The following is a 12047-nucleotide window of genomic DNA, read 5'->3' as shown; positions in this document are numbered from 1 at the left end:
CCTCCTCCGCCCCCGCCCCCGCCGCCTCCCCCGCCTCCGCCGCCGCCCCCGCCGCCTCCGCCGGCGTTCGTGGCCAAGGAATTCATCGTCTACTTCCCGTTCGATCAGTACGTCCTGACGCCGGAAGCCCAGACGGTGGTGCAGGAAGCCGCGAGCTACGCCAGCGCCGGTAACGCCACCCGCGTGATCGTGGTCGGCCACACCGACTCCTCGGGTTCGGACGCCTACAACGCCCGCCTGTCGGAACGCCGCGCCAAGGCCGTCGCCGATGCGCTGGTTGGTCTGGGCCTCGGCCAAGACAAGCTGCAAGTCGACTGGAAGGGCGAAACGCAACTCGCCGTTCCGACCGGCGACGGCGTGAAAGAACCGCTGAACCGCCGCTCGACGATCGACATCAACTTCTAAGATCTCGATCTTCAGCGACGTAGCTGACGACAGGGAGCCCGGCCGAAAGGCCGGGCTCTTTTGTTTGGCCTAGCAGCCTTCCCTGGCGATCCGCGTTCCTAGCGATGCGACGCAACCGGGGGGCCGCATGACGCTACAACAGGGCCTTGCGTTCGGCCTGATCGGCCTGACGATCGCCGCCTTCATCTGGGGCCGCTTCCGCTATGACGTGATCGCCGTCTGCGCCCTGCTGCTGGGCGTGGTCCTCGGCGTCGTCCCGGCCGACAGGGCGTTCGAAGGCCTCTCCAACGACATCACCATCATCATCGGCGCGGCCCTGATCGTCAGCGCGGCCTTCGCGCGATCAGGCATCATCGAGGCCGTGCTGCGCCCCCTGGTTCCGTACCTGAAGACCGAGCGCAGCCAGGTGCCCGTGCTGACCGCCGCCGTCACCCTGCTGTCGACGGCGACCAAGAACGTCGGCGCCCTGGCGATCCTGATGCCCGTGGCCTTGCAGATCGCCCGGCGCACCGGCGCCTCGCCCTCCCGACTGCTCATGCCCATGGCCTTCGGCGCCATGCTGGGCGGGGTGGTGACCCTGGTGGGCACGGCCCCCAACATCATCGTCTCCCAGGTCCGCGAGGAGATCCTGGGCAAGCCGTTCGGCATGTACGACTACGCTCCGGTCGGCATCGGCCTGGCCTTGCTCGGCCTCGTCTATCTCAGCCTGGCCTACCGCATCCTGCCCAAGGGGCGAGCCCCCGCGGCCAATATCGAGGCGGCGCTCGCCGCCAACGCCTACTTCACCGAGGTCGGGGTCCCGGACGACTGGACCGTGGCCAAGTCCCGCATCGCCGACCTCCATGCGCTGGCCCACGGCGAGGTGGCGATCATGGCGCTGCGCCGCGACGGCAAGCGGATCGCCCGGCCCCATGCCAATGTGAAGGTCCGCCCGGGCGACACCCTCCTGTTGCAGGGCGAACCCCAGGCCTTGGACGACCTGATCAAGCGCGCCAAGCTGCGGCTGATGCGGTCGGACCGCCCCGTGACCATGGAGCAGCCGACCGAGGAGGTCCGCATCCTGGAGGTGGTCGTGGGCGCGGAGTCCGGCCTGATCGGCCGCTCGGCCCAACAGCTCGACCTCTACGGCCAGCACGGGGTCAACCTGCTGGCGGTCAGCCGCTCCGGCTACAGTCTCAAGCAGCACCTCAATCGGGTGCGGCTGCGGGCGAGCGACATCGTGGTGCTGCAGGGCGGTGAGCGCAGCCTGCCGGGCGCGCTCTCGGCCCTGGGCCTGCTGCCGCTGGCCGAGCGCGAGATGCGCCTGGGCGGCATGCGCCACCGCATCGCCCCGGCCGCCATCCTGGCCTGCGCCATGATCCTGGTGGCCTTCCAGGTCGCCCCGGTCGCCATCGCCTTCTTCGGCGCGGCGGTTCTGATGGTGGTGGTGGGCTCGATCCGCATGCGCGAGGCCTACGCCGCCATCGACGGCCCGCTGATCATCCTGATCGCCGCCATGATCCCGGTCTCCGGCGCCATCGAGACCACCGGCGGCGCCGACCTGATCGCCGACTGGCTGTCGTCGGTGTTCCGGGGCCAGGAGCCGATGATCGCGCTCATCTCGATCATGGCCGTGGCCATGGCCGCCACGCCGTTCCTGAACAACGCCGCCACCGTGCTAATCGTGGCCCCCGTGGGCGCCAGCCTGGCGCAGAAGCTGGCGCTCAACCCCGACCCGTTTCTGATGGCCGTGGCCCTGGGGGCGGCCTGCGACTTCCTCACCCCCATCGGCCACCAGTGCAACACCCTGGTCATGGGACCCGGCGGCTACAGGTTCAGCGACTACGCCCGCCTGGGCGCCCCGCTGACCCTGCTGATCCTCATCCTCGGCGGCCCGTTGATTGCCTGGTTCTGGCCGCTGACGGCGGCCTAACCCTTGCGCAGGCGGTTGTGCATGGCCGTGGCGGCGACGGCGGCTTCGCCTGTCGCGACTGCGATCTGATTGAGGCCGCGCACCACGTCGCCAGCGGCGTAGAGGCCTTCGACGGACGTCATCTGATGGTCGTCGACGACCAGATTTCCGTCGTCGTCCGTCTTGGCTCCGCAGGCCAAGGCCAGGGCCGATTGGGACTTGCACCCCAGGGCCAGATAGAGGTGATCGAACGTCTGCTCCGTTCCGTCCCGGCCCGCCCAGTGGGCGGCGGTGTCGGTGAAGCTGATGCCCCCCGCGCCCTCGCCGACCACGCTCACCCTGTCCGAATAGTCCTTCAGGAACGCCGCCTCGCGCTGGGCCAGGTCGCCGTCCCCCATGACGCCGATGCGGGCGTCGATCGCTTCGAAGGCGTCGCAGATCGGGCACATCCGCACCACGCTGCGTCGGATCGCCGCCTCCAGTCCCTCGATATCCGGCAGCCGGTCGACCACGCCCGTGGCCAGCAGCGCCGTCCGGGCCTGGACCACGCCGCCCGCGCCTGACAGTTCGAACAGCCCGTCCGCCAACTTCAAACGCTCGGCGCGCGCCTCACGAATTTCCAGGCCGAACTGCGCGGCCTGTTCGGTCAGCCGCCGCAACAGCTCGGGGCCGCCGACGCCATTGGGAAAGCCGGGCGTGTTGTGGCTGCGGGGGATCCAGCTGGCGCGTGATGGTCCGGCGCTCAGGATCAGAACCCGGCGCCTGAACCGCGCCAGATAGATGCCGGCTGTCAGCCCGGCCGGGCCCGCGCCGATGATGACCGCGTCGTAGAGGTCCACGCCGCCCTTGGTGCTCGTCATGTCGTGGATCCCGCTTGGCGCTGAGGCCTGGCGCTATAACGCCCACCTCGCCGAAAGGGCGCCGCCTAGCGTGGCCTCGCCATGAGGTGCTCCGCCAGCGCGTGGTAGGCGGGCAGGGAGATGGGGTCCATGTTCGGGTTGGCCGCCAGGGGGAACGAGGCGAACCGCACGATGATCATCTCCGCCTTCGGATCGACGTAGCAGGCCTGGCCATGCACCCCGCGCGCCATATAGGCGCCGTGGGCGTTGTGACTGACCCACCACTGGTCGTGATAGCTCCAGCCGGGCAGGGTCTTGTAGCCGGCCGGCGCGAACTTGGCGCGGTCGCCGCCCTTGGCGATCCCCGCGACCACGGTGGACGGGACCACCTGGCGTCCGTTGAACGACCCGCCCCGCCGCATCATCTCGCAGAACCGCGCGAAGTCGCGCAGCCGCAGGTTCAGGCCTCCGGCCGCGTAGGCCGCGCCGACCGAGTCGACCTGCATGTAACCGTCGCCCTCCATGCCCAGCGGCGCCCACAGCCGTTCGCTCAGCACCTGCGCCAGCGGCTGGCCCGTGGCCCGGCTGACCAGCCACCCGACCACCTCGGTGTTGGGCGACTTGTAGGAAAACGCCGCCCCGTGCTCGCCGGCCTTCTTCAGGGTCTTCAGATAGTCGAACGAGGTCTTGGGCCCGCTGTAGCCCGCCGGCCGCGGCAGCAGGCCGCCCGCCCGCACGAAGTCCCAGGCCGGGGAGTTGGGGTCTGAATAGACCTCGGAATAGGCCAGGCCCGTGGTCATATCCAACACCTGGCCGACCGTGGCGTCGCCGAAGGCGCTGTCCTTCAATTCGGGGATGTAGCGGGTCACCGGCGCGGCGGGATCGAGCTTGCCCTCGGCGACCAGCATGGCCGCCAGGGTTCCCACGAACGACTTGGTGACCGAGTGGGCGATGTGCTGGCCCTGGGGCTTCAGCGCTCCGAAATAGCGCTCGTAGGCGATCTTGCCCCGGTGCATCACCAGGATGCCGTCGGTGTAGTTGGCCGCCACCGAAGCGCCCCAGGTCATCGGCGCGTCGCCCACCAGGGGCTGGAAGCTCACGGCGTCCAGGTCGGCCCGCTCGGCGCGGGGCAGGGCGCTGACCGGCCCGTCGCCCCGCGACACCTCCACGGTCGGAAACAGCTGCCGCCAGTTGGAGAAGGTCCAGCGGATCTGCGGAAACTGCAGGAAGCTGCTGTCCTCGAAGCGGATTATCCGCTCCGGCGGCGGGGGTGCGCCCACCATCCAGCCCATGGCGACCGGGTCGCTGGCCGCCGCGTCCGGGAAGCTCGACGGCGCCTGCGCCGCGGCCGGGGCCGCAATCGCTGCCGCCAGCATGAGAGCCAGAATAGATCGCTTCACCGCCACCTCCCCATCATCGCTACTCATTAAGTCTCATTTTGCAAGCAATTCGGCAAGCCGCCATCGCGTCATCGCCCGGGCGGTCGTCAGGGATGTACGCGGAGGATTCCTGCGCATATCAGAGGCGTCTTGTCGTAAGGCGAGGCGGCTGGCCGCCCAGCGACATCCTCATGGACGGGCTGCGCCCGACGGTTCCGCGATGAGCTTTCCGTTCTCCGACGCCCTGCGAACGACGCTGTCGGCCCGATGCCGCGACTTCCCGCGCATCGCCTATGAGGGCGGCGATCTGAAGCCCGCCGCCGTGGCCATCACCCTGGTCCAGACCGACGACGGGTCAGGCCAGGCCGCCTTCCTGCTCACCCGCCGCGCGGCCCGCATGCGCGCCCACGCCGGACAGTGGGCCCTGCCTGGCGGCCGCTGCGATCCCGGCGAAACCCTGGAGCAGGCCGCCCTGCGCGAGCTGGAGGAGGAGCTGGGCCTCAGCCTGCCGCCGCAGAACATCCTGGGCGTCCTCGACGACTATCCCACCCGATCGGGCTACGCGATCACCCCGGTCGTCGCCTGGCTGGACGATGCCGGCGCCCTGGCGCCCAACCCGGACGAGGTCGCTTCCGTCCACCGTATCCGCCTCGACCACATGCACGCCGACGATGCGGTGACCTTCGAGACGATCCCGGAAAGTCCACGCGCCCTGATCCGCCTGCGGGTTGGCGACCAGGATCTCCACGCCCCCACGGCCGCCCTGATCTACCAGTTCCGCGAACTGGTCGCCGGCCGCGTCACCCGCGTCGCAGACCTGGAGCAGCCGGTGTTCGCCTGGCGCTGATCGGCGCCTGGATGCGCCTCACCTCAAGTGACGCTCCAGGAACGTCAGCAGCTTGCGCCACCCTGCCGCCTGGGCCTGAGCGTCCAGCTTGGCGTCGCCGCCCTGCAGCCGCCCGGTCGGTCGCTGGAAGGCCGTGGTCGGCGCCCAGCCCGTGCCCAGCACCTGATGGCCCGTCGGCGAGATCTCGACCTCGACGGGCCGATCGTAGCCCGCCGAGGTCAGCCGCGCCTGGATTTGCTCCACCGAATAGGCCGAGGGCCACATGCCGTCGTCGATCCCGGCCACCAGCATCACTGCCGCGCGGCTGGCTTCGAGGGGGATGGTCGCGGCCGGCACGTCGGCGGCGTAGAGGGCCAGGGATTCCAGATGCGGTTCGGTCAGGCGCGAGCGCCCGTTGGCCTTGCGCGCCGCAGTCCCCCGGCGCTCGGCCGCCACGCTCCAGCGCACGAACGGCAAGGGCTTGCCCGCGAGGGTCCAGGACGAGGTCGCGGGTCGCACCGGCGGGTCCTGGGGTATCCCTTCCCAGACCACATGGCTGGGGGCGAAGGCCGCCACCGCGTCGATCCAGGGATAGGTCGCCGCTGCGATCAGGGCCAACTCCGCCCCCTTGGACATCCCGATCACCGCGATCCGCTCGGCGTCGACCCCGGACTGGCGCGCCAGCCATCGGCGGGCCGCCGCAATCGCCTCGAGGGGAATCTCCTCGAGATTGGGGGGCAGGGCGGCCAGGTCGGGTTCGTCGCCCTGGAAATAGCCGAGGCCCAGCGTGGCGTAGCCCCGCGAGGCCAGGATCGGCGCGAGCGACCGGGCGGTGTAGAGCCCGCCCTCCGACCCGCCCAACAGGATCACGGCCGGTCGTACGGAGCCTGGGCCATGGCCCGCGAACACGCCGACCACCCCGTCCTCGCGCACATCGCGAACCCTCACCCCCGGCGCGGCGGTCGCCAGCCGCACCTGGCGGCTCGCCACCGTCGCGCCGTTGCTCTCAAGGTTCAGAGTGACATCCTCAGACGCCTGCGCCGCGCTCGCGCTGTCCGGCACGCGGGTCATCGACCAGAACAGCCCCGAGGCGTCGGCGCCGCCATAACTCGAGCCGGCCAGCGGCGCATCGCGGCGGGTGTCGACCACGCCGTCGGCGCCGGCGGTGAAACGCGCCTGCCCGGCAAACGCCTCCGAGCCTGTCGGATATCGGCCCCACCGACGCCCGGCGTGCAGCGTGATCACCTGTCCCGGCGCCAGGCCGGTGACCCGCACCACCACCTCGTCGCCCTCGATCGCCTCAGCAGGCGACACCTCGATGGCGGGCGTGGCGGACACGGGGCCGCCAGCCAGGGCCAGGACGAAAGCCGGGAGGATCAACCAGCGCATGGCCGACGCTCTCACCGGCCACGCGGGCTGTCAAAGCCGTGGCGCGAGATCACCCGTTGACCCGGCCCCTGGGGTCGCCCCGATACGTCTCGAGGTCAGCGAACAACGAGGTGATTCGTGAGCCCTTCCGCCCAGGTCCTCAACCCATCCGAAGCCGCCCGGCGGCTCGGCGTCTCCGCCAAGGCCCTGCGGCTTTATGAGCAGCGCGGGCTGGTCACTCCGATTCGCACCGCCGCGGGCTGGCGCGCCTATGGCCCGGCCGAGATGGCCCGTGCCGCCGAGATCGCCGCCCTACGTGCGCTTGGCCTCAGCCTGGCCCAGGTGGCCCGCGTGCTGGCCGGCGATCCCCAGGGGCTGGAACCGGCCCTGGCCACGCACCAGGGCGCGCTCGAAGCTCAGATCCGCGGGCTCGCCGTCGCCATCGAAAAGGTCCGCGCCCTGCGCGCCGACCTCGCCCAGGGCCGGACCCTGGCCAGCGAGGACCTGGCGCGCCTGTTCGGCCCCGCAGCCGATCTGCAGGTCGCCTTCGACCTGCCCTGGCCGTGGGGTGGCGAGAGGTTCGAGCTGCGCGACATCGCCCCCATCACCTACATCGTCGGCCCGCTCGGCTGCGGCAAGACGCGGCTGGCCCTGCGCCTGGCCGACGAAATCCCCGGCGCCGCCTTCGTGGGGCTCGACCGGGCGGACGATGACGGTGCTGCCGCCCACGCCCGGCTCGCCGCCGATCCGACGCTCAAGGCCCGCGTCGATCAGGCCCTGGCCTGGATTGTCGAGGACGGCGCGACCCCGTCAAACGCCCTCACCGCCCTGCTGACCCGCCTCGAGGACGACGGCCCCTCCGCCCTGGTGGTCGACATGGTGGAACAGGGCCTGGACGAACCCGCCCAGGCGGCGCTGATCGCCCAACTGCGCCGACGTGGTCCCGCCGCGCGGCCGCTGTTCCTGATGACCCGCTCCAACGCGCTCCTGGATCTGGCCGCCGTCGGTCCCGACGAGGCGATCCTGCTCTGCCCCGCCAACCACAGCCCGCCCAGTCGCGTGGCCCCCTATCCCGGCGCGCCGGGCTACGAGGCCGTCGCCACCTGCCTGGCCCCGCCGGACGTGCGGGCGCGCACCGAGGGCGTCATCGCGTGGCGCCCTGAGGTGGCGTGAGCCCTCACCCCATTCGGTGCAGGGCGCACAGCTTGTTGCCGTCCGGATCGCGCAGATAGGCGAGGTACAGCTTGCCCATGCCGCCTTGGCGCACGCCGGGCGGCTCCTCGATCGACACGCCGCCGGCCGCCACGCCCGCGGCGTGCCAGGCGTCGGCCTGTTCCGGCGAATTGCAGGCGAAGCCGATGGTCCCGCCGTTGGCGAAGGTGGCCGCCTCCCCGTCGATCGGCTTGGAGACCGAGAACACGCCGGTCGGCGTCATGTAGAAGATCCGGTGTCCGTCGACCCTGGCCTCCGGCACGCCCAGCGTACCCAGCACCGCGTCATAGAACGCCTTGGCCCGGTCCAGGTCGTTGGTCCCGATCATGATGTGCGAAAACATTCCGTACGTTCCTCTGCCCTTGGCGCCGCGGGGCGGTTCCGCCCTCTTGCGGTCACGCTTAGCATTCCCGCCGGCGGCTTGCGAACCCCCCGCGCTGATCAGAAGAACAGCTTGCGCACCGACAGCCGCACCGATCGCCCGACCGGGTCCAGCAGGTCGGGCTGATAACTGATCGGGGTGACGCCGGCCGCGGTGGTGACGTCCTGGCGGCTGTCGAACAGGTTGTCGATCGACAGGGTGGCGCGCGCGCCGCGCAGCCAGCGTTGCTGACGGGCGATGGGCAGCATCCCCAGGTCGGCGAACAGCCGCAGGTTCACGGTGGTCTGGTCGGAGAACTCCAGGTCGTCGCCCAGCCCGGCGCCCATCACCCGCGTGGCGCTCTGCCACTTGGTGTTCATGGCCACGCCCATGCCGTTACGGGTGTAGTTGGCCTGCAGGTCCACCTGATGGCGCGAAGAGCCGCCGCCGGCCCCGATGGCCGCCCCGTCCAGCAGATCCAGTTCGGCCAGGCCCGGCCGGATCAGGATGTCATCCCGGAACGCCATCGTGTGATAGAGGCCGACCTGGAACACCCCGCCGCGCGGACCTCCGCCGCCGCCGAAGCCGCCGCCACGCCCGCCGCCTCCGCCGCCCCTGCCCATTCCGCCGCCGCCCGGACCCCGACCCTCGAAGCCGGAAGGGCCGCGCTCAGGGCTCGGCGGCGTGTCCGGCGCCCCCTCGGGCGTGGGGGTCTGCGCCTGCCCGGGAGCGCGGGCTGGAGCGCCCTCGGGCCGAGGCGGCCCGCCCTCGCCACGGCCGCGACGCTCGCGCATCGCCGCCAGGGCCTCGGGGCTCGGTTGCGGGCCGACGGGACGCGAATAGGTGAAGCCCCAGCGCAGTTCGTCGCGCGACTGGCGCGCGAAGTTCACCGGCCGGGCGTCGATCTGGGTCAGCACCCCGTTGGCGTCGCGGACGAAGCGGTCGGGGAAGGCGGCCTCCACCTGGGTCGAGGCCGAGGGGAAGGCCACGATGGCGTTCTCCGTGCGGGTGGAGACGTAGTTGGCCTGGAGGGTCAGGTTGGTCTGGTCGAAGGGCTTATAGGTGACGCCCAGCTTGAAGACGTCGCGCTGCCCGGCGTCCAGGTCGCGCGACCCGCCGGTGATCCGGATGACCTCCGCCGTCTGGCCCGTCGCCAGGTCGAACACCCGCACCCCTGGCGTCGCCGTCACGGGGTCGCCAAGCTGGTTGATGCTCGGCGCCTGGTCGGTCCGCGTGAACGAGGCCAGCACGCGCAGCGGCTTGGCCGGCGTCCAGTTCAGCCCGCCGCCCACCGTCCGCAGATCGCCGAAATCCGAGAGGTGCTGGTAGTTGAGATTGAGGTTGCCGGACAACCTTCCGATCGTTTCGCCCAGGCCCTCGCCCGCCAGCGTGAGGGGCGCGTCGAAACTGGCCTGAAGCTGGCCGATGCTGCGGCTGAGCTCGCTGGACTGGCTGACGCCGGCGCGCAGCGCCTCGCTCTCCAGCTCGACGGTCGAAACCCGGCCCGTCAGGGTGGCGCTGACCCGGCCGGCCGGCAATTCCCAAAGGGCCCGGTTCAGGACGATGTCGGACTGCGCCGATGTGCTCGTCGACTTGGTGTGGTCGGTATAGGCCAGGCCGCTCAGGGCGCGGTCGGTGTCGGTATCGGCGACCGTGCGCGCGATCTCGCCGGTGTAGGACCACTGCCATCCGGCATAGGCGCCGCTGGCGGCGGCGGCCAGGCTGGCGTTGTCCGACTGCGAGCGGCGGATCAGGGCCTGGGTCGAGAAGGGCGAGAGGCCCAGCTTGCCCTCGCTGTCGGTGGATTCGAACACCCCGTTCAGCGTACCCGACACCCCATTGCCCAGTGGCCGGGCGTAGACGCCGTTCAGCGCCAGGCTCCGAGACTCCGACTGCAGCGTGCGGAACGCCCCGTCGGCGCCCGAGAGGCCCCGGTCGCTCTCCAGGATCGGATCGACGTCGCTGATCCGGGCGTCCAGGGTCAGCCGCTGGCCGCGCTGGATGCGCAGCAGGGCGCCATGCGCCGAGGCCGTGCCGATCCCGCTGTCCTGGGTCGGGGTCGAGACCGAGCCCTCCGCCAGCCAGGCTCGGAACCGCTGGCGCAGCACCATGTTCACGACCTTCTGGTCGGCGGGGTAGCCGTACTTCAGCGCCACCTCTTCGGGTAGAATCTCGACCCGCGCGATGGCTTCCGTCGGCAGGTCGCGGATCTCGGCGAAGCCCGAGGCGCGGGCGCCGTTGATCAGCACCACGGGCCGGCCTCCGCCACCCTGTCCGCTCTGGGTCTGCGGCGCCAGGGCCTCCAGCAGTTCGGCGACGCTGGCGGCGCCATAGGCGCGGATCTCGCGCTGCGACAGGGTCACCTCGGGCGTGATGTCGCCGGCCACCGAGCCTGGCAGTGTGCGCACGCCGGCGACCACCACCAGTTCCTCGACCTCGAACGCCTCGGGATCCTGCTCCTGGGCCAGGGCGGGAGCTGCGGTCAGGGCGGCCATCGCCACGCCGGCGAGCAGTCGAACAATCAGGCCGGCCGAACGGCGGCCGGGGACGCGGGGGGAACTCAAAATCTTGACCTTGTGGCGTAAGCGGGAGGAACGGGTCCTAAGAACCCTTCCGCTCCTGAACGCGCGATGAGCGGAAATCCGTCGAGCCCGTTCACCTTCACCCGTCGACAAGGCGCCGGCGGCCGTCAGACGCCGTCGCGACTTACGTCGTCGTCGAGGTCGCCCAGCCAGGCGACCAGCTTGAACATCGATCCCATCCAGCCGTGCGTGTGGCTGGCGAGCGAGACGTCGTTCTTGAGATCGGCGTGGGTGAAGGTGAGCTCGGTGCCGCCCGCCATGGGTGCAAGGTCGCACTCGATGCGCGAGACGCGCCCCAGCTCCTCCGGCTCGCCGCCGAGCACCCAGCGCCAGCTCATGGCGATGCGGCGCGGCGCAACGACCTCCAGATACTCCCCTTGAACCTCGTGCTCCCGCCCGTCCAGGGTCTGGAACCGAACGCGGAACGCCCCGCCCACGCGGGGATCGACCTCGGCCACCACCACGGGCAGGTCGTCGGGGCCCCACCAGGCGCCCACACCGTCGGGGGTGGTCAGGGCCTCGAACACGATGGATGGGCGGGCGCGGATCCGTCGCACCAGGGTCAGGCTGGTGGTCATTCGCGCACCGCCCCGGCTTCCCGCGCCTCGGCATAGGCCGCCAGCCGATCCAGGGCCGGCGACCAGAACCGGTCATAGCGGCTCAACCAGTCGCGGGCCTCACGCAGCGGCTCGGGCGACAGCCGGACCGCGACCGTGCGCCCCTGCTTGGAGCGCGAGATCAGGCCGGCGTCCGACAGCACGTCCAGGTGCTTCATCACCGCCGGCAGCTTGATGGGGAACGGCGCGGCCAGGGCCGTGACCGACAGGCTCTCGGCCTGTTCCAGCCGCGCTAGGATCGCTCGCCGGGTGGGGTCGACCAAGGCGGCGAAAACCCGGTCAAGCTCTCGATGCTGATAGTTCACCATACAGCAAACTGATAAGATCGAAGCTGGGCTGTCAAGTTGAAATCCAGTTTGACGCGCGCGGGCCGGGCTCTCAACCTGCGCTCCGCTCGGAGGCAATCGGCATGACGCCCAGGATCGACCGCCGCGGCCTCGTCGCCGGCTTGACCACCGCCGTGCTCGCGCCGCCGGCCTTCGCACGGCCCAGGGCCAAGTCGCTGTTCGACGGCAGGAGCCTCGACGGCTGGACCCCCGTCGGCGACGCCAACTGGGGCGTCCGCGA

At 70.9% G+C, this 12047-nt stretch carries 11 protein-coding genes; 4 read left to right on the top strand and 7 right to left on the bottom strand.

Features of this window, described 5'->3' with window-relative positions:
• The coding region (locus RMO04_RS20900) for an OmpA family protein (protein ID WP_309646698.1) at window positions 1-405 on the top strand (405 nt) is incomplete at its 5' end.
• Window positions 406-532: 127 nt separating this feature from the next.
• Window positions 533-2317, top strand: coding sequence for an SLC13 family permease (locus tag RMO04_RS20895; protein WP_309646697.1), 1785 nt, complete (start codon window positions 533-535; stop codon window positions 2315-2317).
• Here the strand turns inward: RMO04_RS20895 and RMO04_RS20890 are convergent.
• Window positions 2314-3156, bottom strand: coding sequence for an NAD(P)/FAD-dependent oxidoreductase (locus tag RMO04_RS20890; RefSeq protein ID WP_309646696.1), 843 nt, complete (start codon window positions 3154-3156; stop codon window positions 2314-2316). The genes RMO04_RS20895 and RMO04_RS20890 overlap by 4 nt on opposite strands.
• A gap of 65 nt (window positions 3157-3221) precedes the next feature.
• Entirely contained in the window at window positions 3222-4562 is a 1341-nt protein-coding gene (locus RMO04_RS20885; protein WP_309646695.1) for a serine hydrolase, read from the bottom strand.
• Between the two features lie 172 nt (window positions 4563-4734).
• On the opposite strand from RMO04_RS20885, the gene RMO04_RS20880 reads away from it, so the two are divergent.
• Window positions 4735-5361: a CoA pyrophosphatase gene (locus RMO04_RS20880; RefSeq protein ID WP_309646694.1), complete on the top strand. Its 627-nt coding sequence runs from the start codon at window positions 4735-4737 to the stop codon at window positions 5359-5361.
• A gap of 18 nt (window positions 5362-5379) precedes the next feature.
• Here RMO04_RS20880 and RMO04_RS20875 read toward each other — a convergent pair whose 3' ends face one another.
• The gene (locus tag RMO04_RS20875; protein WP_309646693.1) at window positions 5380-6729 is read right to left on the bottom strand and encodes an acyl-CoA thioester hydrolase/BAAT C-terminal domain-containing protein; all 1350 of its coding nucleotides are present in this window, start codon (window positions 6727-6729) and stop codon (window positions 5380-5382) included.
• A 117-nt stretch (window positions 6730-6846) separates the two neighbouring features.
• Between RMO04_RS20875 and RMO04_RS20870 the strand changes: the two genes are divergently transcribed.
• Window positions 6847-7881: a MerR family transcriptional regulator gene (locus RMO04_RS20870; RefSeq protein ID WP_309646692.1), complete on the top strand. Its 1035-nt coding sequence runs from the start codon at window positions 6847-6849 to the stop codon at window positions 7879-7881.
• A 4-nt stretch (window positions 7882-7885) separates the two neighbouring features.
• Here the strand turns inward: RMO04_RS20870 and RMO04_RS20865 are convergent, their stop codons facing one another.
• The 4 genes from RMO04_RS20865 to RMO04_RS20850 form a co-directional block, all read right to left on the bottom strand.
• On the bottom strand, window positions 7886-8263 hold the full coding sequence (locus tag RMO04_RS20865) for a VOC family protein (protein ID WP_309646691.1): 378 nt from the start codon (window positions 8261-8263) through the stop codon (window positions 7886-7888).
• A gap of 98 nt (window positions 8264-8361) precedes the next feature.
• Window positions 8362-10845, bottom strand: coding sequence for a hypothetical protein (locus tag RMO04_RS20860; RefSeq protein WP_309646690.1), 2484 nt, complete (start codon window positions 10843-10845; stop codon window positions 8362-8364).
• A 125-nt stretch (window positions 10846-10970) separates the two neighbouring features.
• Entirely contained in the window at window positions 10971-11441 is a 471-nt protein-coding gene (locus RMO04_RS20855; protein WP_309646689.1) for an SRPBCC domain-containing protein, read from the bottom strand.
• Window positions 11438-11788, bottom strand: a complete 351-nt coding sequence (locus RMO04_RS20850; RefSeq protein ID WP_309646688.1) for a metalloregulator ArsR/SmtB family transcription factor — start codon at window positions 11786-11788, stop codon at window positions 11438-11440. Before RMO04_RS20850 ends, RMO04_RS20855 begins: the two co-directional genes overlap by 4 nt.
• Window positions 11789-12047: the final 259 nt, after the last annotated feature.

The organism is Phenylobacterium sp. (assembly GCF_031412415.1).
In the GTDB taxonomy this organism is placed as follows: Bacteria; Pseudomonadota; Alphaproteobacteria; order Caulobacterales; family Caulobacteraceae; genus Phenylobacterium.
This window is presented reverse-complemented; position numbering and strand designations above follow the sequence as displayed.

Bases quoted from the DNA above. Each gene is read 5' to 3' on its own strand.
- RMO04_RS20855 (WP_309646689.1), bottom strand. From the start codon at position 11,441: ATGACCACCAGCCTGACCCTGGTGCGACGGATCCGCGCCCGCCCATCC.
- RMO04_RS20895 (WP_309646697.1), top strand. From the start codon at position 533: ATGACGCTACAACAGGGCCTTGCGTTCGGCCTGATCGGCCTGACGATC.
- RMO04_RS20850 (WP_309646688.1), bottom strand. From the start codon at position 11,788: ATGGTGAACTATCAGCATCGAGAGCTTGACCGGGTTTTCGCCGCCTTG.
- RMO04_RS20890 (WP_309646696.1), bottom strand. From the start codon at position 3,156: ATGACGAGCACCAAGGGCGGCGTGGACCTCTACGACGCGGTCATCATC.
- RMO04_RS20880 (WP_309646694.1), top strand. From the start codon at position 4,735: ATGAGCTTTCCGTTCTCCGACGCCCTGCGAACGACGCTGTCGGCCCGA.
- RMO04_RS20865 (WP_309646691.1), bottom strand. From the start codon at position 8,263: ATGTTTTCGCACATCATGATCGGGACCAACGACCTGGACCGGGCCAAG.
- RMO04_RS20885 (WP_309646695.1), bottom strand. From the start codon at position 4,562: ATGAGTAGCGATGATGGGGAGGTGGCGGTGAAGCGATCTATTCTGGCT.
- RMO04_RS20875 (WP_309646693.1), bottom strand. From the start codon at position 6,729: ATGCGCTGGTTGATCCTCCCGGCTTTCGTCCTGGCCCTGGCTGGCGGC.